18 protein-coding genes are annotated in these 22,814 nt (G+C 66.4%); 6 read left to right on the forward strand and 12 right to left on the reverse strand.

Going from position 1 to position 22,814, the window contains the following annotated elements:
• Positions 1 to 13 precede the first annotated feature (13 nt).
• Positions 14 to 1,588 (forward strand): aldehyde dehydrogenase (NADP(+)), encoded by a 1,575-nt coding sequence (locus ACFJI2_RS01105; protein WP_377703380.1) that lies wholly within the window; start codon positions 14 to 16, stop codon positions 1,586 to 1,588.
• Positions 1,576 to 2,451 (forward strand): SMP-30/gluconolactonase/LRE family protein, encoded by an 876-nt coding sequence (locus ACFJI2_RS01110; RefSeq protein ID WP_377703381.1) that lies wholly within the window; start codon positions 1,576 to 1,578, stop codon positions 2,449 to 2,451. Before ACFJI2_RS01105 ends, ACFJI2_RS01110 begins: the two co-directional genes overlap by 13 nt.
• A gap of 56 nt (positions 2,452 to 2,507) precedes the next feature.
• Here ACFJI2_RS01110 and ACFJI2_RS01115 read toward each other — a convergent pair whose 3' ends face one another.
• The 5 genes from ACFJI2_RS01115 to ACFJI2_RS01135 all read right to left on the reverse strand — a co-directional run bounded on the left by ACFJI2_RS01115 (position 2,508) and on the right by ACFJI2_RS01135 (position 10,538).
• Positions 2,508 to 4,367 (reverse strand): glycoside hydrolase family 28 protein, encoded by a 1,860-nt coding sequence (locus ACFJI2_RS01115; RefSeq protein ID WP_377703382.1) that lies wholly within the window; start codon positions 4,365 to 4,367, stop codon positions 2,508 to 2,510.
• A 10-nt stretch (positions 4,368 to 4,377) separates the two neighbouring features.
• A complete protein-coding gene (locus ACFJI2_RS01120) occupies positions 4,378 to 6,069 on the reverse strand; it encodes a pectinesterase family protein (RefSeq protein ID WP_377703383.1) in 1,692 nt (563 codons plus the stop codon).
• Entirely contained in the window at positions 6,066 to 6,929 is an 864-nt protein-coding gene (locus ACFJI2_RS01125) for a rhamnogalacturonan acetylesterase (RefSeq protein WP_377703384.1), read from the reverse strand. Before ACFJI2_RS01125 ends, ACFJI2_RS01120 begins: the two co-directional genes overlap by 4 nt.
• A 27-nt stretch (positions 6,930 to 6,956) precedes the next feature.
• Entirely contained in the window at positions 6,957 to 9,647 is a 2,691-nt protein-coding gene (locus tag ACFJI2_RS01130; RefSeq protein WP_377703385.1) for a TonB-dependent receptor, read from the reverse strand.
• A 189-nt stretch (positions 9,648 to 9,836) separates the two neighbouring features.
• Complete coding sequence (locus ACFJI2_RS01135) at positions 9,837 to 10,538, reverse strand: FadR/GntR family transcriptional regulator (RefSeq protein WP_107980861.1); 702 nt, start codon at positions 10,536 to 10,538, stop codon at positions 9,837 to 9,839.
• Between the two features lie 135 nt (positions 10,539 to 10,673).
• Between ACFJI2_RS01135 and garD the strand changes: the two genes are divergently transcribed.
• Both garD and ACFJI2_RS01145 read left to right on the forward strand, forming a co-directional pair.
• A complete protein-coding gene (garD, locus tag ACFJI2_RS01140; RefSeq protein WP_377703386.1) occupies positions 10,674 to 12,236 on the forward strand; it encodes a galactarate dehydratase in 1,563 nt (520 codons plus the stop codon).
• A 61-nt stretch (positions 12,237 to 12,297) separates the two neighbouring features.
• Complete coding sequence (locus ACFJI2_RS01145) at positions 12,298 to 13,104, forward strand: NAD-dependent epimerase/dehydratase family protein (protein WP_377703387.1); 807 nt, start codon at positions 12,298 to 12,300, stop codon at positions 13,102 to 13,104.
• Between the two features lie 3 nt (positions 13,105 to 13,107).
• Here ACFJI2_RS01145 and ACFJI2_RS01150 read toward each other — a convergent pair whose 3' ends face one another.
• From ACFJI2_RS01150 to ACFJI2_RS01165, 4 genes are read right to left on the reverse strand one after another with little or no spacing between them, the layout of a single operon-like run.
• Positions 13,108 to 15,513: a CPBP family intramembrane glutamic endopeptidase gene (locus tag ACFJI2_RS01150; RefSeq protein WP_377703388.1), complete on the reverse strand. Its 2,406-nt coding sequence runs from the start codon at positions 15,511 to 15,513 to the stop codon at positions 13,108 to 13,110.
• Positions 15,510 to 16,244: an ABC transporter ATP-binding protein gene (locus ACFJI2_RS01155; RefSeq protein ID WP_377703389.1), complete on the reverse strand. Its 735-nt coding sequence runs from the start codon at positions 16,242 to 16,244 to the stop codon at positions 15,510 to 15,512. The genes ACFJI2_RS01150 and ACFJI2_RS01155 overlap by 4 nt, the downstream gene beginning before the upstream one ends.
• Complete coding sequence (gene lepB / locus ACFJI2_RS01160; RefSeq protein ID WP_377703390.1) at positions 16,241 to 16,918, reverse strand: signal peptidase I; 678 nt, start codon at positions 16,916 to 16,918, stop codon at positions 16,241 to 16,243. Before lepB ends, ACFJI2_RS01155 begins: the two co-directional genes overlap by 4 nt.
• Positions 16,919 to 16,968: 50 nt before the next feature.
• The gene (locus ACFJI2_RS01165; RefSeq protein WP_377703391.1) at positions 16,969 to 17,667 is read right to left on the reverse strand and encodes an ArsR/SmtB family transcription factor; all 699 of its coding nucleotides are present in this window, start codon (positions 17,665 to 17,667) and stop codon (positions 16,969 to 16,971) included.
• 76 nt (positions 17,668 to 17,743) lie between these two features.
• Between ACFJI2_RS01165 and ACFJI2_RS01170 the strand changes: the two genes are divergently transcribed.
• Positions 17,744 to 18,862: a cytochrome P450 gene (locus tag ACFJI2_RS01170; RefSeq protein WP_377703392.1), complete on the forward strand. Its 1,119-nt coding sequence runs from the start codon at positions 17,744 to 17,746 to the stop codon at positions 18,860 to 18,862.
• Complete coding sequence (locus tag ACFJI2_RS01175) at positions 18,859 to 19,227, forward strand: antibiotic biosynthesis monooxygenase family protein (protein ID WP_377703393.1); 369 nt, start codon at positions 18,859 to 18,861, stop codon at positions 19,225 to 19,227. The genes ACFJI2_RS01170 and ACFJI2_RS01175 overlap by 4 nt, the downstream gene beginning before the upstream one ends.
• 87 nt (positions 19,228 to 19,314) lie before the next feature.
• Here ACFJI2_RS01175 and ggt read toward each other — a convergent pair whose 3' ends face one another.
• The 3 genes from ggt to rpoH all read right to left on the reverse strand — a co-directional run bounded on the left by ggt (position 19,315) and on the right by rpoH (position 22,582).
• Complete coding sequence (gene ggt, locus ACFJI2_RS01180) at positions 19,315 to 21,069, reverse strand: gamma-glutamyltransferase (RefSeq protein ID WP_377703394.1); 1,755 nt, start codon at positions 21,067 to 21,069, stop codon at positions 19,315 to 19,317.
• 30 nt (positions 21,070 to 21,099) lie between these two features.
• Positions 21,100 to 21,543, reverse strand: a complete 444-nt coding sequence (locus ACFJI2_RS01185; protein WP_377703395.1) for a hypothetical protein — start codon at positions 21,541 to 21,543, stop codon at positions 21,100 to 21,102.
• Positions 21,544 to 21,682: 139 nt separating this feature from the next.
• The gene (gene rpoH / locus ACFJI2_RS01190) at positions 21,683 to 22,582 is read right to left on the reverse strand and encodes an RNA polymerase sigma factor RpoH (protein WP_132136798.1); all 900 of its coding nucleotides are present in this window, start codon (positions 22,580 to 22,582) and stop codon (positions 21,683 to 21,685) included.
• Positions 22,583 to 22,814 lie beyond the last annotated feature (232 nt).

Below are 22,814 nucleotides of genomic sequence, written 5' to 3' on the forward strand. Positions count from 1 at the left end.
CTAAGGAGTAGTTATGCAAGTATCCGGTGAAATGATTATCGGCCGTAACGTAGTACGCGGCCAGGAAGGTACGATCAAAGCGACCGATCCTTCCCGCAACGAGCAAATCGAACCGGCCTTCGGGCTGGGTGGCGAAGCCGAGCTGCAGCAAGCTTGCGCGCTGGCCGAACAGGCGTTCGACCGTTATCGTGAAACCGGATTGGAGCAGCGCGCCCGCTTCCTGGAAACCATCGCCGACCGCATCATGGACATCGGTCCAGCGCTGATCGAACGCGCGATGCAGGAAACCGGCCTGCCGCAAGCCCGCCTGGAAGGCGAGCGCGGCCGCACCTGCAACCAGCTGCGCCTGTTCGCCAAGGTGGTGCGCGACGGCCGCTTCCTGTCCGCCACGCTGGACTCGAAGCTGCCGGACCGTACCCCGCCGCGTTCGGACATCCGCCTGCGCAAGATCGGCCTGGGTCCGGTCGCCGTGTTCGGCGCCAGCAACTTCCCGCTGGCCTTCTCGGTAGCCGGCGGCGACACCGCCTCCGCGCTGGCGGCCGGCTGCCCGGTCGTGGTCAAGGCGCACTCGGCGCACCTGGGTACCTCCGAACTGGTGGCCCGCGCCGTGCAGAAAGCCGCCATCGAATGCGACATGCCCGAAGGCGTGTTCTCGATGCTGATCGGCTCCGGCGTGAGCGTCGGCCAGAACCTGGTGGCGCACCGCGCCATCAAGGCCGTGGGCTTCACCGGCTCGCGCGCCGGCGGCACCTCGCTGATGCGCACCGCCGCAGCGCGCCACGAGCCGATTCCTGTTTATGCTGAAATGAGCAGTATCAACCCCGTGTTCCTGCTGGCAGGCGCGCTGGAAAACACCAAGCTGCCGCAAGCCTTCGTCGATTCGCTGACGCTGGGCGCCGGCCAGTTCTGCACCAACCCAGGCCTGCTGATCGGCGTGGACGGCCCGCTGCTGCAAGCGTTCACCGAAGGCGTGGCCACCGCGCTGGCCGCCAAGGCGCAGCAGACCATGCTGACCCCGGGCATCCACCAGGCTTACTCGTCGGGCGTGGCCAAGCTGGCCGCGATCCCTGGCGTGAAGCTGGTCGGCCAGGGCCAGACCGGCGCGCTGCCATGCGGCGCGCAAGCGGCGCTGTACGAAGTGGCGGCCGAAACCTTCCTGTCGAACCCTGACCTGGAAGGCGAAATCTTCGGACCGGCCTCGCTGCTGATCCGCTGCCGCAACGAAGACGAAGTGGTGCGCGTGGCCGAGCACCTGGAAGGCCAGCTGACCGCAGCCGTGCACGCCACCGCAGCCGACCTGCCGTTCGCCAAGCGCCTGATGCCGACGCTGGAGCGCAAGGCCGGCCGCGTGCTGTTCAACGGCTTCGGCACCGGCGTGGAAGTGTCGCACGCCATGGTGCACGGCGGCCCGTTCCCGTCCACCTCGGACAGCCGCAGCACCTCCGTTGGCGCCTCCGCCATCGACCGCTTCCTGCGTCCGGTGAGCTACCAGGACGTGCCGGCCGAACTGCTGGCCGAAGCGCTGGCCGACGGCAACCCGCTGGCGATTCCGCGCGTGGAAGACGGCGACCTGGTATGGAACGCGTAAGCGACATCCAATGCAAGGTCGGTGAAAGCCCGGTCTGGGACGCGCACAGCGCGGCCTGGTACTGGGTGGACATCGTGTCGAAGCGGGTCTGGCATCTGGACGGGAACAGTGGCGCGCTGCGCTACTGGAGCACGTCCGAGATGGTGGCCTGCGTCGCGCCCAAGGAAAGCGGCGGCCTGATCGCCGGCATGGAAACGGGCTTGTTCAGCCTTGAGCTGGGCGAGGGCGAGCAAGCCGGGGAAACCCGCCTGGCGCGTCCCGCCACGCTGGGCGAAGGCATGCGCTTCAACGACGGCCGCACCGACCGCCAGGGGCGCTTCTGGAGCGGCACCATGTTCATGGACATGGCGGCCGCGCGCGCGATCGGCGAGCTGTACAGCTACAGCGCGGAGCAGGGCCTGTCCGCGCCGGTGGTGTCCGGGCTGGTGACGCAGAACGGCCTGGCCTGGTCGCCCGACGGGCGCACCATGTACCTGTCCGACTCGCACCCCAGCAGCCGGCTGGTCTGGGCGTTCGACTACGACACCGCCAGCGGCGTGCCGTCGAACCGCCGCGTGTTCGCCGACCTGAACCAGCACGTGGGCCGTCCCGACGGCGCAGCGGTGGACGCCGAAGGCGGCTACTGGACCTGCGCCAACGACGCCGGCTGCCTGCTGCGCTTCACGGCGGACGGCAAGTTCGACCGCCGCGTCGACGTCCCCTTCGCCAAGCCCTCCATGTGCGCCTTCGGCGGCGCCGACATGGCAACGCTGCTGGTCACCTCCATCCCCTCCGGCAAGCCGGAAGACGCGGAATGGGGCGGCGCCGTGGTGCTGCTGCGGCCCGGCGTCAAAGGCGTCGTGGAAACACGGTTCAAAGGATAAGAAAAAGCGCCTCACGGCGCTTTTTTTTTGCCCCATCGAATGCGGCTCAGCTCGCTTTAGGCGGAGAGGTCGGTGTTGTGGACTTTGCCGCCAATGGTGACGTTGTTGAGCTTCAGGCCTTTCACGTTGTAGAGGAACCATGGCGATTCGGTGCTGGCGGGCGTGCCGAAGTCGCAGTCGCTGATGGTGACGTTGGTGACCGGCACCACGGTCGGCATCGGCGCGCGGCCGTTGTAGTCGGAGGCGACCGGGCCGAGGATCACCACGGCCTGGTAGCACGATGCCTGCTTGCCGCCCTTGGCTTCCACATTCCCCACCTTCACATTCGAGATGTGGATGTTGTCCACCACCGGGGGGCGGGTGCGCACCGTGTCGGCGATCGGGGCGTAGTCGCAGTCGAAAGTCACCACCGCGCCGGCGGCCGTGGCCACGGTGCGCGACTGGATCGGGGAGCCCGGCAGCGAGGCGTAGAACGCGGGGCTGGTCTGCACGCCGTTCGGGATGCTGATGTTGCGCACGTAGAAGTTGCGCAGGTAGCCGCCGCGGTTCAGGTTGGTCTTCAGGCGGATGGCGGTGTTGAGCGGGTTGGTCTTCCAGTGGGCGTTCTGGAACACGAGGTTTTGCGCGTAGACGTTCTGGATGCCGCCCGCCATTTCGCTGCCCAGCGTGACGGCGCCGTGGCCGCTGTGCATGATGCAGTCCTGGATGACGATGTTCTGCGAGGGGCCGAAATGCGTGTCCTGGTTCTTGCCGGCCTTGATGGCGATGCAGTCGTCGCCGGCGTCGAAGGTGCAGCCTTCGACCAGCACGTGGTCGCATGCTTCGGGGTCGAAGCCGTCGCTGTTCGGGCCGTGGCTGACGGCGTGCACTTTGCGGATGACGATGTTGCGGCAGTGGACCGGGTGGTGCTGCCAAAACGGGGTGTGCTGCACCTGGTAGCCCTGCAGCAGCACGTTGGTGCAGCTGATGATGTGCACCATGGACGGACGCAGGTAGTGGCCCAGGCCGAACACGCGCCTGGCCAGCGGCACGCCGGCTTCGGACAGCGCCGGCAGGTACTGTTCGTCGGCGCGCCATTTGCCGCCTTCGCCCTGGATCTGCAGGCGTTCTTCTTCGGTCAGGTTGGGCGCCACTTCGGCCAGCGAGGCCGGGTTGGCGGGGTTTTCGATATTGCCGGCCAGTTTGCCTGGGCCGAAGTTGGGCACCGAGTTTTCCGCCACCGAGTTCTTGGTGCGGGTCTTGCCCTTCCAGGTCCACCAGCAGTCGCCGGCGCTGTTGAACGGCACGCCGCCCTGGCCGTCGATGATGCTGGTCCAGTCTTCGCCGGTGAGGGCGATGTTGTCCTGGCCGTAGGCGTAGATGGGCGAGGCGAAGTTCAGGCAGTCGTTGCTCTGCCAGCGCGTGATCACCAGCTTGCCGTTCTTGCCGCAGTCGAAGTCGCCGTATTTGGCGTAGTCGGCCGGCTGGTTGCTGAAGTAGATGTGGGCGCCGGCTTTCAGGTGCACGTTCACGTTGGACAGCAGCACGATGGGGCCGGCGCAGTACCAGTCGCCGGCCGGAATGACCACGCGGCCGCCGCCGGCTTTGCTGCACGCGGCGATGGCGGCGGCGAAGGCGGGGTAGCAGTCTTTCGCGCCGGGTGCCGGGGTGTTCATTTCGTCCTGCTCTTCGAAGGACTTCCAGGCTTCTACCTTGACCAGCTTGCAGGTGGCGGCGCCGTATTTGGTGACGTCGAAGTCCTGCTTGCGGAATACCGGCGGCTTGGACAGGCGCTTGACGATGTCCGCCGCGCGCTCCCACGGGTCCACCGCAGTGGCGGCGCTGGCCAGCGCGGGCACGCCGCCCGCCAGCGCGAGGCTGGTGGCCGACGCGGCTTTCATCACGCTGCGGCGCTGCTGGTTGATGGTCTTGCTCATACGATCTCCGTTATTCATAGGTGTTGTTGTATTCGGCCAGGTAGCTGTCCGCCGGGGCGGGCTGCCCGGCGTAGCCGAGGTCTTTTAGCGGGTCGATGCCGGCGCCCTTGAGGTTGGCCCAGTAGTCGTCCGAGTTGAACTGCGCGGGCCGGTAGGACAGCGTGCCGTTGCGGTTCCAGTCAGACCATGGGGTGTCGCGGTTGATGTGCGCGCCGATGCGGGAGTTGAGCACGGCCATCTTGCCGACGGTTTCCAGCACGGTGGACGTGATGGTGCCGGACGGGGACTTGAACTGGCTCGCTGCGCCGAGCACGCAGGCGTAGCCGGGCAGCGGTACCTTGCCGTAGGGCGTGCAGCGCGAGTTGTGGAACCACTGGCGCGCCAGGTAGAACTTGCCGGCCAGCGCGAACGGCGAGCCGTCGTGCGTGAAGCGGCAGTGGTCGAACACCAGGCCGTAGCGGGTCTTGTGGTTGGTGTTGGGGGCGCCGACGTAGGAGGTGCTGCGGTCGCCCAGCGACTTGATTTCGGTGTCGTGGAAGTAGGCCGTGCTGTCGCCGAAGATGAAGTCGACGTCGCCTTCGATGTAGGACTTGTTGAAGAAGCTGCGCACCGTCACGCGGGTGTCGGCCGCGCGCAGGAACAGCGTGTCCTGGAAGCCGATCAGGCGGACGTTCTCGAACTGTACCTTGTCGGCGCCTTCCACCTGCAGCGCCACGGCCTGGTGGTGCACCACGTTCTGTTGCGGGTTGATGTCGGTCTTGCCGCAGGGACGTTCGCCGCATTCTTCGCGGGCGTTGCCGGTGTCCTTGTTGTAGCCGTTTTCGATGGTGAGGTTGCGGGCCTGGAAGCCGTTGTTCTGCACCCACACCGTCATGGAGCCGAAAGTGCCGATGTTGCCGTTGCCGGCTGCCGCGCGCTCCTTGACGATGGCGTGCATGGCCTGGATGACGGGATCGGCGGAGGCGAACTGGCCGGCGTATTGGGCGGTGTAGCTGGCGCCGGTGGTGGCGGCGTCCAGCTTGGCGGTGATCCTGGTGGCGGCGGCGTCGGCGCCTTCGCCGTACAGGGTGATCGGGGCGGCGCTGGCGGGGACGTAGACCAGCTCTTTGTACACGCCGGGCTTGAGCAGGATGTACAGGCGCTGGCGCTGGCCTGCGGCTGCGGCGCGGCTGACGGCGGCCTGCACGGTGTTGAAGGTCTTGACGCCGTCGGCCTTGGCGGCGGCGTCGACAATGTAGGTTGGCGTGAAGGTGGCGCCTTGGGCCAGCGGGTCGGCCAGCGGGTCCCAAGGATCGATGCGCTCGTTGCCGGCGGGGCCGGCGTATTTCAGCACTTCGCTGTACGAGTACTGCGCGGCTTGCGCGGCGCTCAGCTGCGGACGGGCGGTGCCTGTGCTGGGCGTGGCGCGGGCGGCGGTGCTGCTGTCTGCCGCGTTGGCGCTCGCCGCGTCGGGCCGCGCAGCGGGCGTGGGCTGTGCGGCTGGGGACATGGCACGCGCGGGCGCCTGGGCCGCGCTCGGCAGGGCGAGCAGGACGGCCAGCGGCACGGCGGCCGCCAGCGCCGCCGTGCGCATTGTGGCGCGCATGGTCGCGTGCATGGTCCCGCGCATTGTGGCGTGCATTGCGGCGCGCGCCGGCTTGCGCAGCTCACCGCCGATGCCGGGCGCTGCGGGCAGGCCCGCGCGTGCGGCGCTGCGTATCATTGCTGGCCCTCGGCACGGAATTCGCGGGCGACGGCGGGGATGACAGCTTTCAGCTCGTCTTCCACCATGCGCGCGAAGTAGTTGGCGCCCTTGACGCCGAGGTGGGTGCGATCGAAGGCGCTCTTGGGCGCGCCTTGCGGCTCGGTGGCGGCTGCACCGGCGCCACCAGCGGGCGCGGTGCCGGGCAGCACGGCGGGCGCCATGTAGTTGGCGGGACGCGGCACCACGGCCAGCGTGTCGGCTTCATCCTGCCCCATGGCCTGCACAGCGGCGTGGCTCTTGGCGTTCAGGTCAATCAGCGGCACGTTTTCCTGCGCGGCGATCTTGCGCACAACGTCGGCCCACGGCTGCAGGTTGTTTTCCAAAACGTCGCCCTTGAAGGTGCGGCGCGTCAGCGGTGTTACCAGCACCGGCACGCCGCCCAGCGCTTTCACTTCCTGCGCGTAGCGTGCCATGTTGGCGGGGAATTCGGTAGCCAGGTCGGTCGAGCGTCCGGGCTTGCCCGGCTGGTCGTTGTGGCCGAACTGGATCAACACATAGGTAGCGCGATAGGCGGCCGATCCGCGCAGCAGCCCTTGCACTTCATCCCAGCGGCCTTCGGCGCGGAAGCTGCCGGAACTGCGGCCGCCCCGGGCCAGGTTGATGCAGGTGTCGCTGCGGTTGATGCGCGCGCACAGTGCATCGCCGTAGCCGCTGCTGTTGGCCATGGTGGAGTCGCCCACCAGGATGAAACGTACGGGCTTGGTCTCGGCCGCCATCGCTGCTGGCGCCGCCGCCACGAGGGCGGCGGTGCTCAGCGCCAGGGCCGCAGCGGCCCCGGCAAAGTGGCGACGGGAACCAGTGTTGGAAGTACTGGTCATCGTCTGCTCTCCTTACATGAGAAGTTGTTAGAAGTTATAGGTGCCACGCAGGTTGAACGAACGGCCGATCGGGCTGGCCGCGCTGCTCAGGTAACCGTTGGAATAACCACTGTGGTTCGTCACCGGCGGATTGGTGTCGAACAGGTTGGTGATGCCGGCGGTGATCTGGATGTTCTTGAATCCCTTGTACGACGTGGTCAGGTTCCACACTTTATAGGATTCGATGTCGCGCCAGTACTGCTGCGCCACCAGATTCTGGTCTTCGTAGCTGGAGTTGTAGTTCTGCGTCATCTGCGCCGACCAGTCGCCCTTGCTCCAGCCCAGTTTCAGCGTGTGCTTCCAGCGGTAGGTAATGATGGGGAAGCTGCTGGTGGTGCCGTTGCTGGCCAGGCCGAAGCGGCCCACGTTGGACACGAACGGGCTGTCCTTTTCCAGCTGGTTGTCGAACTGGGTCAGGTAGGTGCCGTCCAGCTGCACCTTGAAGTTGCCGTAGTCGTTGCGCGGGAAGTCGTACGTGGCCGACACGTCGATACCGGCCGCCTTCTGGCCGCCCAGGTTCATCGTCACGTTTCTGATGTAATTGATGGTGCGGTCGGGATTGCGCACGATCAACGACTGGTACTTCTCCGGGTTCAGGAAGTAGACTTGCTCGGGCAGGTTGGCCAGCATGTCCTTCATGCGGATGTTCCAGTAGTCGAACGACAGCGTGAGCGACTTGACCGGTTCGAGCACGACGCCCAGCGTGTAGCCGCGCGATTTTTCCGGCTGCAGGTCGGCGTTCGAGCCCACCTGCTTGGGCAGCGCCACGTTGCACACTTCCGATGCCACGAAGCCGGGCAGCGCGGTGCCGGTGCCGGCCACGCCAGGCTTGCCGCCTGGGCACAGCAGCGGATCGTCCCACTTGGCAGCGGTCTTGCCGGTGGCGCCGGGCAGGCGGTAGCCGTAGGCGTCGAACAGCGTCGGCGCGCGGAAGCCGGTGTTGGCCGAGCCGCGGAACATCAGCTGTTTCGATGGCTCGTAGCGGAAGCTGGCTTTCGGGTTGAAGGTATTGCCGAAGTCGCTGAAATAGTCGTCGCGCACGGCCAGGTTCAGGTTCAGCTGCTTGGTCAGCGGCACGTCCAGTTCGGCGAACGCCGCGTAGACATTGCGCGCGCCTTCGCCGTGCGAAGCGGTGGAGTTCAGGTAGGTGACCGAGTTCTGGATCGCCAGCTTGTCGTCGCGCGTGGTGTCGCGGTGGATGTCCGCGCCCAGTGCCAGCGCCATCGAGCCGCCCGCCAGTTCCATCAGGGTGCGGCTGGCGTTCACGTCCACGCCGGTGAAGGTGGAGCGCGAGTCGCGGTTCTTCTGGCCGTCCACCGAGATCGATTTCAGGTAGTCGCGGCCGGCCTGGTCCTGCAGGCCGAAGGGATTGAGCGCGCCGGACTTCAGGCCGTCCAGCAGGCCCTGGCCGGTGAAGAAGCCGTTGTCGTAGTAGTTCTCGCGGTCGCTCACGCCGATCACCAGGCCGCTGCGCACGTCCCATTCGCCGAAGCGGTTTTCGTCCGCCACGGAGATGCGCTGGTTGACCTGCTTGTCCTTCTGCACGGCCACGCCGTAGTCGGCCACGGCCCAGGTCACGGTCAGCGGTTCGCCTTTCAGGCCGGCCACTGCTGGCACGCCGCCGGCGCCGCCCGGATACCATTTGCTGGTCGATGGCAGGATGGCGTTCACGCCGTTCACGGCCACCGCGTTGGTCGGGTTGCGCGCAGCGTTGATGGATTCCTGGCCGCGCATGTAGTCGATGCTCAGCGTGTGGTCTTCGTTGAAGCGCTTGGTGCCGCGCGCGTAGAAGGTGATCTGCTCGTTCTCGTGCAGCGCGGTGCCGTATTCGTTGTTGTTCAGGATGCAGGTGTTCTTGCCGCCGACGATGGAATACGGCGCTACGCAGCCGGACGCGAAGTAGGGGTTCTGCGCATTCTTGTTGGTGGCCGTGGTGAAGTTGGCCGGCATGGCGTTGCCGCCGCTGCCCAGCGTGGGCGCGCGGCCGATGCTGGTCAGCAGTTCGGCCGAGCTCAGTTCGGCGCGGTCCTTCTGCGCCAGGCGGCTGCGGCGGTGCGCGTCCACGGTGGCGTAGACGTTCCAGCCGTCCTTGGCCAGGCTGCCTTTGCCCACGGTCAGCGTGAGGCGCTGCTCGTCGCCGCCGCCGTGCTTTTCAGGCTGGATGTACTGGGCGGTGACGGAGGCGCCTTCGAAGTCGCGCTTGGTGATGAAGTTGACCACGCCGCCGATGGCGTCCGAACCGTAGATGGAGGAGGCGCCGTCGCGCAGGATTTCCACGCGCGACAGGGCGCTCATCGGAATCACGTCCAGGTTGGCGTAGCCGTCGGCGATGGCCTCGTTGGCCAGGCGGCGGCCGTTCAGCAGCACCAGGGTGCGGTTCACGCCCAGGCCGCGCAGGTTGATGTTGGTGCCCGAGCCGGCGTTCGACGGCGCCAGCGAAGCCGATTGCGGCAGCGCCATCATCACGTCTGCCAGGGTGGTCATGCCGCGTTCTGCGAATTCTTCCGCCTTGATGGTCGATACCGGCAGCGCCGCTTCGGTGGCCAGGCGCTTGATGCTGGAGCCGGTCACTTCCACGCGTTGCATTTCCTGGGCGGTGGCGCTGTTCATCAGCGTGAGCACGGCCAGGGCGATGGACGAGAGCAGCAGGCGCGGCTGCGCTTTGTCGATTGTGTTCATGAAGCTTAGTCTCCTGATGTTTCAAATGAAGTTATGCGGTGCGCACGCAGCGCGGCCGCTGGTGGAGCACCTCGCGTGCTCCGTGCCGCTGCGAGGAGGGCTGCGCGGTCAGGCGCGGCCTAGCTCGCAGGCGGTTGAAAACTTATTTGCCGGGCGCCGCCCTCTGCGGGGCGGGCGCGCTCCGGGGCGCTATCCTCTCGAGAAGGTGCGCGTGACGCGCTCAAGGTGGGAGCGCATGGCTTTCCTGGCGCCGGCCGGATCGCCGGCGGCGATGGCCTCCAGGATGCGGCGGTGGTCCTTCAGCGTTTCCTGCCGCAGTTCTTCGGTCTGGAAATGCTCTTTCAATTTGTGCCACAGGCGGCCGCGCTGGTTCCACAGGTAATCCAGCCCGCCCACCAGCGCGCTGTTGCCGGTGGCGCGCGCAATGGCCAGGTGGAAGGCGCGGTCGGCCTGTTCGTTGCTGGCCTTGTTGGCATGGCTCGCTTCCATCTGCTCCACGGCGCGCAGGATGGCGTCCACGTCGGCCGGCGTGGCCACGCGCGCGGCGATGGCCGCCACTTCGGCTTCGATCAGCCGGCGCGCAGCCAGCACTTCGAACGGACCGGGGCCGCCTTCCGGCAGCGCCACTTCCGCCTCGGGCACTTCGCACACGTACACGCCGGAGCCGCCGCGCACTTCGATCACGCCGCCCAGGTCGAGGGCGATCAAGGCTTCGCGCAACGAGGCGCGGCTGACACTGAGTTTGGCGGCCAGGTCGCGTTCCGACGGCAGGCGTTCGCCGGCGGCGATGCCTTCGCTGGCGATCAGTTGCTGGATGCGGTCCGCCACCACGCGGTACAGGCGCGGCTCGTGGCTGGCGGCTTCCGGCGTCAAGGTGGGTTTTTTCTGGATCAAGGGATGTCCCGCTGTGTTCGTTTGGTCAGACCATTCTAAGGTGGTCTGACCAAATAATCAATCTGGACTAGCCAAATTTTTTTTAATCTGCCATACTGGTCTGGACAGCAGGTAACCAATAAGGACGTAAAAATGACGACAGAGCCGAGCGCGAACAGCCCGCGCTACATCCTCATGCATGAGAACGACAATGTAGCCATCGTCGTCAACGACGGCGGCTTGCCGGCGGGCGCGGTGTTTCCCGACGGGCTGACGCTGCGCGAGGCGGTGCCGCAAGGGCACAAGGTCGCGCTGCGCGCCTTCGCCAAGGGTGACCCGATTATTCGCTACAACGTAACTATCGGTTTCGCCGCGCGCGACATCGAAGCGGGCAGCTGGATTGCCGAGGCGCAGGTGGACATGCCCGCCGCGCGCGAGCTGACCGGTTTGCCCATCGCCACCGTGAAGCCGCCGCCGCAGGCGCCGCTGGAAGGCTACACCTTCCAGGGCTACCGCAATCCGGACGGCAGCGTGGGCACGCGCAACATCCTGGCCATTACCACCACCGTGCAGTGCGTGGCGGGCGTGGTGGAGCACGCGGTGCGCCGCATCAAGGCCGAGCTGTTGCCGAAATACCCGAACGTGGACGACGTGGTGGGCCTGGAGCACACTTATGGCTGCGGCGTGGCGATCGACGCCCCGAATGCCAACGTGCCGATCCGCACGCTGCGCAATATCAGCCTGAACCCGAACTTCGGCGGCCAGGCCATGGTGGTCAGCCTGGGTTGCGAGAAGCTGCAGCCGACGCGCTTGTTCCCGAAAGGCTCGATCCCGATCCAGAACGCGGGCGGCGCCGATCCTGCCCAGGTATGCCTGCAGGACCAGGGCCACGTCGGCTTCCAGTCCATGATCGACTCCATCATGAACACCGCCGAAGCGCAGCTGCAGGTGCTGGACAAGCGCCGCCGCGAAACCGTGCCGGCATCGGAACTTGTGGTTGGCGTGCAGTGCGGCGGCAGCGACGCGTTCTCCGGCGTGACGGCCAACCCGGCGGTCGGTTTCGCCACTGATTTGCTGGTGCGCGCAGGCGCCACCGTGATGTTCTCGGAAGTGACCGAAGTGCGCGACGGCATCGATCAGCTGACCTCGCGCGCCGTGAACGAGGAAGTGGCGGCCGCGATGATCCGCGAGATGGACTGGTACGACCAGTATCTGAAGCGCGGCGGCGTCGATCGTAGCGCCAACACCACACCGGGCAACAAGAAGGGCGGCCTGTCCAACATCGTTGAAAAAGCCATGGGTTCCATCGTCAAGAGCGGCAGCGCGCCGATCTCCGGCGTGCTGGCGCCGGGCGAGAAGCTGACCCAGAAGGGCCTGATCTACGCGGCCACCCCGGCCAGCGACTTCATTTGCGGCACGCTGCAGCTGGCGGCCGGCATGAACCTGCACATTTTCACCACCGGCCGCGGCACGCCGTACGGCCTGGCCGAAGTGCCTGTGATCAAAGTGGCAACGCGCAACGAGCTGGCCGCGCGCTGGCACGACCTGATGGACGTGAACGCGGGCCGCATCGCCAGCGGCGACGCTTCCATCGCGGACGTGGGCTGGGAAATGTTCCACCTGATGCTGGAAGTGGCCAGCGGCCGCAAGACCTGGGCCGAACAATGGAAGCTGCATAATGCATTAGTCTTGTTCAATCCCGCACCGGTGACCTGATTTTGGTTGTATCATACGGAGATCATACGACGTCATACAACTGCATTGGGAATTGGACTTTATGAGCAAACCATTTAAACGCATCCTGCTGACCGGCGCGGCCGGCGGCCTGGGCAAAATCCTGCGCGACCGCATCAAGCCATGGGCGGACGTGGTGCGCCTGAGCGACATCGGCGACATGGGCGAAGCGCGCGAAGGCGAGGAAATCGTGCGCTGCAACCTGGCCGACAAGCCGGCGGTGCTGAAGCTGCTGGAAGGCGTGGACGCGGTGCTGCACTTCGGCGGCATCTCCACCGAGAGCAATTTCGAAGCCATCATGGCAGCCAACATCCAGGGCACTTACAACCTGTATGAAGCCGCGCACAAGGCGGGCACGCGCCGCATCGTGTTCGCCAGCTCCAACCACACCATCGGCTACCACAAGGTGACCGAAGTGCTGGACGCTGACAGCCCGACCCGCCCGGACAGCATGTACGGCATCAGCAAGGTGTTCGGCGAACAGCTGGCGCGCTATTACTTCGACCGCACCGGCATCGAGACCGTGTGCCTGCGCATCGGTTCCTCCTTCCCCGAGCCGAAGAACCCGCGCATGATGCGCACCTGGCTGAGCTACGACGACCTGGTGGAGGCGCTGCGCTGCTCGCTGATGGCGCCGCGCGTCGGCCATGCCATCCTGTACGGCCAGTCGAACAACGAAGCGGTATGGTGGGACAACAGCAAGGTGGCCTTCCTCGGCTTCAAGCCGAAGGACAGCTCGGAGCAGTTCAAGCACCTGTTCCCGGACACCGGCGCGTATCCGGACAAGGACGACGTGGCCACCACCTACCAGGGCGGCGGCTTCCTGAACGACGGTCCGCAGTACGTGTAAGTTCTACAGCGCCGCCTGCACGCCCAGCACCAGGGCGTTGTAGGTGGCGTGCACCAGCATCGGCGCCAGCAGCGACTTGCTGCGCTCATAGGCCCACGCGGCGCACAATCCCAGCACGAATACCGGCACCATCGCCAGCGGCGGGTGCACGATGGCGAACAGCGCTGCGCTGCCCGCCGCTGCCGGCAATGCGCCCATCAGGCGGCGCAGGCCGCCGAAAATCAGTCCCCTGAAAATGAATTCCTCGAACAGCGGCGCGGCCAGCACGGTCAATGGCAGCAGCAGGCGCAGCGTGGCGGCGGATGGCGTGCGCGCCGGCCACCAGGACGTGTCGCGCAGCAGCCACATATAGGCGGCGCCAAACGCGCACGCGGCGGCGGCGCCCGCCAGGCTGGTGAGGGCGGCGTGGCGCGCGGCGGCGGCTTTGCCGCCGTGCTGCTGCGCGTTCAGGATGGCGGGAATGCCGGCCGTCTTGTGGCGCCAGTACAGGTAGCGCATCAGCAGGTACACGGTGGCGCCGGCGCAGACGAAGGCGAATACGCTGTCTTCCAGGCCGGCACCACCGCTGCCGCTGCGTCCTCCGCGCAGCATCAGGCCGACGATGAGCTGCAGCACGAAGAACAGCGTGGCCGCGATCAGGCCGTCGGACAGGGCCACGCGCGCGGGCGGGGCGGCGGCCGGGTCCAGCAGGTAGGGCAGTTCGTCGCGCGCCTTTTGCCACAGCGCCAGCGCGAGCGAGGCGGTGAGGATCATGATGGCCACCGTCTGCAGCCAGCTGACGGCGTACAGCGCGAAGATGTAAAGGCTGGACAGCATCATGTACAGGTAGGCGTAGGTGGGCCGCACCCGCGCCTGGGTTTCCTGTGCGTGCGGGTCGCTGGCGAACACCCCCAGCGAGACGGCGATCAGCGCGTACACGGGAATGCCGGCCATGACCACCACGAACCACCACAGCAGGCGCCAGTTGAAGTCGGGCGTGAAATACAGGCCGGTGGCGAAGATCAGCAGTGGGTAGAGCGCGGCCAGCGCGGCCCACAGCTGGGCTTTTTCCTTGAGCAGGCTGTCGATGTGGCGCGGGAAGGTGTACAGCATCCACAGCGCATTGCCCTCGGTGTTGATGGCCTGGAAGGCCGACAGCAGCAGCACGTAGCTGCCGATGCCGAAGGCGATGACCGCCATCAGCTGCTGGTTCTGGCCGAGCAGCGTGATGCTGGACAGCTGGCCGCTCACCAGCAGCTGGCTAACGATGATGACCACCGGGATCAGCAGGCTTTGCGCGAGGAAGTTGCGGTCGCGGCTCAGCAGCATCAGTTCGCGCCGCTGCAGGATGGTGCCGATGCGCCAGCGGGATGGCGGCACAGGCACGGGCGCGGCACGGCCTGCGGCGCCGGCGCGGGTGTGGGTGGGGGCGTTGGCGGATTCGCGGGCGCCGCTGGCGACGACGCCGTGGCGCAGTTGGCGGTGCAGCAGGGCCATGCCAGCCACCAGCAGCACGGCTGTTTGCGCCAGCAGCAGCGCGCCGGCCTGCGCGGCGGCGGTGGCAGTGGCTGCGGTGAGTGCCTGCACCGCCAGGCCGGGCGGCGTCCACAGGGTCCACGCCGGGAAGCTGCGTGCCCAGTCCAATGTGAAGGAATTGTTGGACCACATGGAGTACGAAATCCCCACATACATCAGCGGCATGCTGAGGATGGATGCCAGCGCCTGCAGGTTGCGCAGCTGCGACGCCGGCAGCGACAGCCGCAGCCCGGTGTCGGCCAGCGTGCGCATCATGGCGGCCAGCATCAGCAAAGGCAGCGCCACGGCGGCGCCCAGCAGCAGCGACGCCCAGCCGCGATTGCCGTACCAGGCCAGCACCATGCACAGCGGCCCCAATGCCAGCAAGCCGACCGGATTGGCCACGCTGCGCTCCAGCACCCTGGCCCACAGCAGCGTGCCGCGCCGGACCGGCAGCGTTACCAGCCATTCCAGGTCCCAGTCCTGCTGCGCCAGTTCGCGGCTGCCCAGCGGCATCAGGAAACCGACGAGCCACATCAGCAGCGTCACCAGCGTCAGCGCGGCCGCCAGCGCGGGACTGACGTGCGCCGCGTGCAGATGCGCCGCCGCAGTGTCCGTCATGCGCTCGACTGAATGCGTTTTGGCCAGTGCGGCGCAGACGCCTGGCAGATCGATCTTGCAGTGCAGGTTCAGTACCGATGTGCGCGCAATGTGGGTGAAGCTGAACAGCATGCCCAGCCCCACCAGCGTCGCCAGCAGCCAGCGGCTATTGCGCTTGCCGTGCGATGCGGCGCGGCTCTTGCTGTTGGCGGCTTTGCCGAAGCGCAGCGCGCCCGTCATGTTGAGCAGGCGCAGCAGGCGCAGCCGCGCCAGCAGCCAGATGGCTTTGCCGGCGGAAGGCGCTGGCGCCTTCATGCCGGCTCGCCGGCTTCGTCGGTAATCTTCAGGAACACTTCTTCCAGCGAGCTGTCCGCAGAGGCGGCGCCGCGCAGTTCATCGAGCGTGCCGCTGGCCACCAGCGCGCCGCGGTGGATGATGCCTACCCGGCTGCACATGCGCTCCGCCATGTCGAGCAGGTGGGTGGACACGAAGATGGTGGTGCCTTGCGCGGCGGCCGCCAGCAGGCGCTCCTGCACGTCGCGCGCGGCGCGCGGATCGAGCCCGTTGATCGGTTCGTCCAGCACCAGTACTTTCGGGTTGTGCACCAGCGCGCAGGCCAGCCCGAGCTTCTTCTTCATGCCCAGCGAATAGTTCACCGCGAAGTCCTCGGTGGCGTCTTCCAGCCCCAGTTCGCGCAGCAGGCGGTGCGCCCGGCCGGCCGCTTCGGAGCGCGAGTAGCCGTGCATCTCGGCCACGAATTGCAGGATCTCGCGGCCGCGCAGGTAGTCGTAGAATATCGGCGTGTCGGGCAAGTAGCCCACGTGGCGCTTGACCTCCGCCGCGTCGGCATGGCAATCGAGGCCGTCCACCAGCACGCGGCCGGCGCTGGGCACCAGTATGCCCATCAGCATGCGGATGGTGGTGGTCTTGCCCGCGCCGTTCGGCCCCAGGAAACCGAACACCTCGCCGCGCGGCACCGTCAACGACAGCGGCTTGACGGCCTCGAAGCCGCCGTAGGATTTCGACAGCGCCTGGAACTCTATCATTGCCCGCCCAGCGCCATGCCGAAGCGTTCGGTGCGCGGCATCCAGTTGCCGACGATGTCGGCCGACACCAGCACGCGCTCGGCGCGGCCGATCAGCATTTCGCGCGGCACCAGGCCGATGTAGCGCGAGTCGAAACTGTTGTTGCGGTTATCGCCCAACACCAGGTAGCTGCCTTGCGGTATGGTCATGGGCGCGAAGTCGCGCTTGCTGCTGACCACTTGCGGCAGCAGCTGGATGCGGCGTTCGCTGCTGCCGGATTTTTCGGTCAGCTGCAGCGCCTGCAGCGTGCCCACATGGTCGATGGCCTCGACAGCCTGGGACGGCATGCTGTAGCCGGCGGGCTGGCCGTTGATGATGATCTGGTCCTTCTGCATCGCGACGGTATCGCCGGGGAGCGCGATCACGCGCTTGATGAGGCGGGTCTTGTCCAGCGGCGAGGAGAAGGTGACGATGTCGCCGCGCTGCGGCTCGCCCAAGTGCGCCACCACCACGTCGGTGAGCGGCACTTTCAGGTCGAAGGCGAGGCGGTTGACGAACACCACGTCGCCTTCCAGCAGGTTGGGGTGCATGGAAGCGGAGGGGATGGGATTCCAGTCCGCCACGGCGGTGCGGAACAGGCCAAACAGCATCAGGAAGGCGATAAAGCCTTTGTTCGCGCGCAGCCAGCTCTTCATTTTTCTTCTCCGCAGTGGTTAAGTTGACATCACATCATCCGACGGGAATCTTAAACCTCGCTTAGACCAAAGGCGGCCAGCATCTGGCGCTGGCCCTTGGGCGGAACGGCCAATGCGCGGCTGTCCAGGTCCTGTTCCACCCAGCCCTTCCTGAGCGCCAACTGCAGCATGGCGGCGCCGAGCGCGCCGCCGACATGCGGCTTGCGTTCGCTCCAGTCCAGGCAAGGGCAGGCGAAGCGGCGGCGCAGCTTGCGCAGCGCGCCGGTGTCGATGCCGAGGGCGAACACGCCCTGTTCGCCGGCGGGCGTAAGCTGGTATTCGCCGTTGCTGCCTTCGCCGCCGCTCCCGGCAAGCCAGCCTTGTGCGGTCATATGGTCATGCAGGCGTACCGCCACCGTACCGGCCATGTGGTCGTAGCAGGTGCGTGCGTGCCGCAGCCGATCCGGCGTATTGGGCTTGAAGGCCGGGCGCGGCAGGCCCGCCACCACGAGCAGCGCTTCCAGGGCGGCGGCCACGTTGGCGTCCGCCAGCTGATAGTAGCGGTGCTTGCCTTGCGCGAGTAGCTGCACCAGCTGTTCGTCCTTCAGGCGGGCCAGGTGGGCGCTGGCGGTGGAGGCGCTCACTTCGGCCACCACGGACAGTTCGGTGCTGGTGCGGGCGTGGCCGTCCAGCAGGCAGCACAGCATCCGTGCGCGGGCCGGTTCGGCGATGGCGCCTGCGATGCGGGCCAGGTGGTTGTCTGCATTCATAGTTTGGGCTGGAGCGAAGTGTGGTGGCGGCTTTTTCAGGATACTGCACTCCATCGACATATGCAAAGGGGAGAACATGGACGCTATCGCAGCGGTGACGCACGCCGATCCGTATCCGTATTACGCCGAACTGGCAGCGCGGCCGGGGCTGTTTTTTGATGCGCATCTGAAGCTATGGATAGCCGCCGGCGCGGCCGACGTGGGCGCGGTGCTGGGACATGCGGATTTGCGCGTGCGGCCGGCGGCGGAGCCGGTGCCGGCGGCTATCGCAGGCGGCAGTGCCGGGCAGGTGTTCGGCGCGCTGGTGCGCATGAATGACGGCGAGCGGCATGCGGCGCCCAAGCTGGTGTTGCAGCGCGCGCTAGGCGCGCTGGACCTGGCGGCCGTCCATGCGCGAGCCAGCGCGATAGCGGGCATGGGCTTGGCCGATGCGCCGGTGGCGCTGTCGGCCTGGATGTTTGCGGTGCCGGTTCAAACGGTCGCCAGCCTGCTGGGCTTCCGGGACGCGCAGCTGCCGCAGGTGGCCGCGTGGATGGCCGACTTCGTGGCCTGCCTGTCGCCGCTCAGCGGCGCGGAGCAGATCGCGCGTTCGCACCGCGCTGCGCTGGCGCTGCTGGACAGCTTCAAAGCCATGCTGCAGTCGTCGGCGCCGATGGAGGGCAGCCTGCTGGCGGCCGTGCTTGCCGAAGCCGAAGCGGCGGGATGGAGCAATTCGCACGCCATCCTGGCCAACCTGGTCGGCTTGCTGTCGCAGACCTACGAAGCCACGGCGGGGCTGATCGGCAATAGCGTCGTGACGCTGATGCGCGACCCCGCCAAGGCCGCGCTGCCCGCCGCCGTGCTGGTGGCCGATGTGATGCGCGACGATCCGCCCATCCAGAACACGCGCCGCTTCGCCGCTTGCGACGTACAGATCGGTTGCGCACGCATTGCGGCAGGGCAGGCGGTGCTGGTGCTGCTGGCCGCCGCCTCGCGGCATGCGGCGCTGCAAGGCGCCCAGCATGGCGCGCAGCAAGGCTATGGCTACGGCCGGGGCGCGCATGCCTGCCCTGGCCAGGCGCTGTCGCAGACCATCGCCGCCGCCGCGCTGGAGGTGCTGCTGCGGGACGGTCTGCCCGCGCCCATGGCATGGCGCTACCGGCCGTCGGTGAACGCCCGCATCCCCGAATTCATTCAAGACCAGGAGACAGCATGATCGCCGTGATATTTGAAGTCTGGCCCAAGGCCGAGCACAAGCAGGAGTACCTGGACATTGCCGCCAGCCTGCGGCCCTTGCTGGAGCAGGTGGACGGCTTCATTTCGATTGAGCGCTTCCAGAGCCTGAGCCAGCCCGGCAAGTTGCTCTCGCTATCGTTCTTCCGCGACGAGGCGGCGATAGCGCAATGGCGCCAGCTGGAAGCGCACCGCACCGCGCAGTCGGCGGGCCGCGCTGCCATCTTTGAGGATTACCGCTTACGCATTGCGGGCGTGGTGCGCGACTATGGCATGAACGAGCGCGCGCAGGCGCCCGCCGATAGCCGCGAGCGGCACGCCGCCGCGCAGGGCCGGCCGTGCGCATAGCCGCGGGGCCGCACAGCTGCACAGCCGCAGGGCCGCAGGGCCGCCCGGACGCACAGCCGCCCAGCCGCATGGCGCACAGCCGCTGCTTTAATGGCCCTTCTTCTGCACCAGCGCGCTGCCCACGCCGTGGCGCTTGCCTTCGCTGACGGCGGTCACCGTGCCATCCGTGTTGAACAGCAGCGCATTGGCCGCGCCGATTTCCTGCGGAGCCGGGCTCCAGCGCTGGCCGAGGTTTTCCAGCGCCTTGGCCGCGTCGCTGCCGCCGAAGCCCGGTTCGACGTCGGTGACGGCGTTGTTGCGCTGGGACAGGCGCGGCGCGTCCACCGCCTGGTCCATCGTCATGCCCAGGTCCACGTGGTTGACGATGGTTTGCAGCACAGTGGTAATGATGGTGGAACCGCCCGGGCTGCCGATCGAGAACGCCGGCTTGCCATCCTTGAACGCCAGCGTGGGCGACATGCTGCTGCGCGGACGCTTGCCCGCTTCCGGGACGTTGGGATGCGGGCCACTGAAGTCGAAGTCCGTCATTTCGTTATTCAGCAGGAAGCCGTAGCCCGGCACGGTGATGCCGCTGCCGCCCCAGGACTCGATGGTGAAGGTATAGGAAACGATGTTGCCGTCCTTGTCCGACACGGTCAGATGGGTGGTGTGTGCGCCTTCGGATAACAGCTTGACATTGGCTGGCCGCAGCGGCACGCTCTGGTCGTTCTGGAACGGATACGGGTCGCCCGCTTCCGCGCGCCTGGCTGCGCGCTGCGGATTGATCAGCTCACGGCGGCGTGCCGCGTAGTCCTTGCTCAGCAGGCCCTGCACGGGCGCTTCCAGGTATTCCGGATCGGCCAGGTAGGCGTTGCGGTCGGCGAAGGCCAGCCGGCTCGCCTCCAGGTACAGATGCTCCACCTTCTCGCGCGGCATGGACTTCAGGTCGTAGCCTTCCAGGATGTTGAGCGCTTCGGCAACCGCCACGCCGCCGCTGCTGGGCAGGGGCATGCCGTAGATGTCGTAGCCGCGGTAGGTGGAACGCAGCGGCTGGCGGATGCGTGCCTCGTAGTTGGCCAGGTCGGCCATGGTCATGGCGCCCGCGCGCACCTTGGCGCCGGGGTTGTTCACCGCATCGACGATGGCGCGCCCCATTTTGCCTTCATAGAACACCTTGATGCCCCCCGCCGCCAGTTCGCGGTACGCCTTGGCCAGGTCCGGGTTGCGCAGCAGGGCGCCTTCCGGCAGCGCCTTGCCGTCCTTCAGGTACAGCTTGGCCGTGGCCGGGAACAGCGAGAACTTGGCCTCGTTGGAGGCCACCAGGCGCGAGAAATTGGCGTTTACCCGGAAGCCCTCTGCCGCCACTTTGATGGCGGGCTGCAGCACCTTCTTCAGCGGCATGGAGCCGTAGCGGTCCAGCGCCTCGTGCCAGCCGCGCACCGTGCCCGGCACGCCAACCGACATGCCGCTGGCCACGGTTTGCTCGAAGTCCAGTTCCTTGCCGTCCTGCTGGAAGATGGTGGGCTGGAAGTTGGCCGGAGCCGTTTCGCGGTGGTCGATGGTGATCACGCGCTTGTCCTTGGCCAGATAGATCATCATGAAGCCGCCGCCGCCGATGCCGCAGCTGAACGGATCGGTCACGCCCAGCGTGGCGGCCGCCGCCACGGCCGCGTCCACCGCGTTGCCGCCCTGGTTCAGGATGGTCATGGCCGACTGGGTGGCCTGTTCGCTGATGGTGGCGGCGGCGCCGCCGGTGCCGGTCGCCACCGGGCTTTTGGCCCAGGCGGCCGGCGCGGCGGCGACGGTAATGATGATGGAAGAAACAAGCAGGGAAGGGAGGGCGCGGCGATGTGGCGAGGTCATGGGTCTCTTATCGGTAGCTGAGCTTGGTGGCTAGGAAATATCCACCCGCAAGCTTACCCGATAAGTTGGCACAGGAGCATTCAAGGCCGGCGGTTCCGGCGGTTCCAGCCCTGTCAGGGTAAAGCGCAGACCCTGCTGCGTGGCGGTATTGCTGCCGCCCGGCATTTTTTCCGCCAGCACGAAGCTGCTGGAGTTGCCATTGTTGGTGAGCACGAAGCTGTAGCTGATATAGCCTTCCCACACGCACACCGCGCCGGTCTTGCAGCGGCTGTCGTTGACGCGTTCCAGTTTCAGAGTGGCGGTGGGGGTCAGCGCCACGCTCTGGCCGGCGCTCAAGGTATAGGTGGCGCTCTTGCGCTGCGGCGCTGGCGTCGGCGCCGGCGCATCCCCGCCGCCATTCTGCGCCACCACGCTGCATGCAACAATGCCGAAACCGGCGAAGGCGGCAAGTAAGCTGATGATTCTGAGCTGCATATTCATTCTCCTCTACGGATTAAAATATTAGCTAAAACACATCAAGCGCGGCGCACGCGTGAAAATGGGGTCAGGGTTAATTATTTAATTAACCCTGACCCCATTTTCGGGTGCTGCTGTGTTACCTGTGTTACCTGTGTTACACGTAGGCGGCGAGCGCGCCTTTCATTTTTTTCAGCGCGGCCGCTTCGATCTGGCGGATGCGCTCGGCGGAGACGCCGAATTCGTCAGCCAGCGTGTGCAGCGTGGCGCCGGAGCCGTCGTCGTTGGCCAGCCAGCGGGCTTCGACGATGCGGCGCGAACGCGGATCGAGCTTGCCCAGCGCCGTTTCCAGGCCTTCGGAATGCAGACGCGTCACTTGCTCGGCTTCCAGCACGCGGGTCGGCTCGCTCTGCTCGGAGGACAGGTAGGCGATCGGGGCGAACTTGTCGTCCTCGTCGTCGGTCGGCGATTCGAGCGCGATGTCGCGGCCGCTGAGGCGGGTTTCCATCTCGATCACTTCTTCGCGCTTCACGTCCAGCAGCTTGGCCAGCTGGTCGATCTGCGCCGGGGACATGGCGTCCAGGCCGGTCTTGTGGCTGCGCAGGTTGAAGAACAGCTTGCGCTGGGCCTTGGTGGTGGCCACTTTGACCAGGCGCCAGTTCTTCAGGATGTATTCGTGGATTTCAGCCTTGATCCAGTGCATGGCATACGACACCAGGCGCACGCCCTGGTCCGCGTCGAAGCGCTTGACGGCTTTCATCAGGCCGATATTGCCTTCCTGGATCAGGTCGGCGTGCGGCAGGCCGTAGCCCAGGTAGCCGCGCGCGATCGAAACCACCAGGCGCAGGTGCGACAGCACCAGCTCCTGCGCGGCGCCCAGGTCGTTGTTTTCCTTCAGGTTGCGGCCCAGGCGCTTTTCGTCTTCAGGCGTGAGCATAGGCAGGCGGTTGACCGCCGAAATGTAGGCGTCCAGGTTGCCCAGGTTGCCAGTGAATCCCAGTCCCAGTGCCATGGCATTTTTATTGGATGGTACCAATGCGGCAGGTGCGGTCATCATAGTCATTTTTTGTTCCCTCGCTCGTCGAACACGGAATGTTTCGGATTCTTGCATCTTGCTTGACACTTCTTAAACTCAGCTTAATCTTGCTTTCAAGCATGAGATGAGGTATCGATGGGCATATATTAGCACTCTCAATCGGTGAGTGCCAATCGCCAGTTGCAATGCCCCTGATAGCGGTAATGCTATGGGCTGATTCTAGTCGATGGCTTTTGGCAAAGGCGCGGCTATC

The sequence above is a fragment of the Pseudoduganella sp. UC29_71 genome, from assembly GCF_042693265.1.
In the GTDB taxonomy this organism is placed as follows: Bacteria; Pseudomonadota; Gammaproteobacteria; order Burkholderiales; family Burkholderiaceae_D; genus Rugamonas.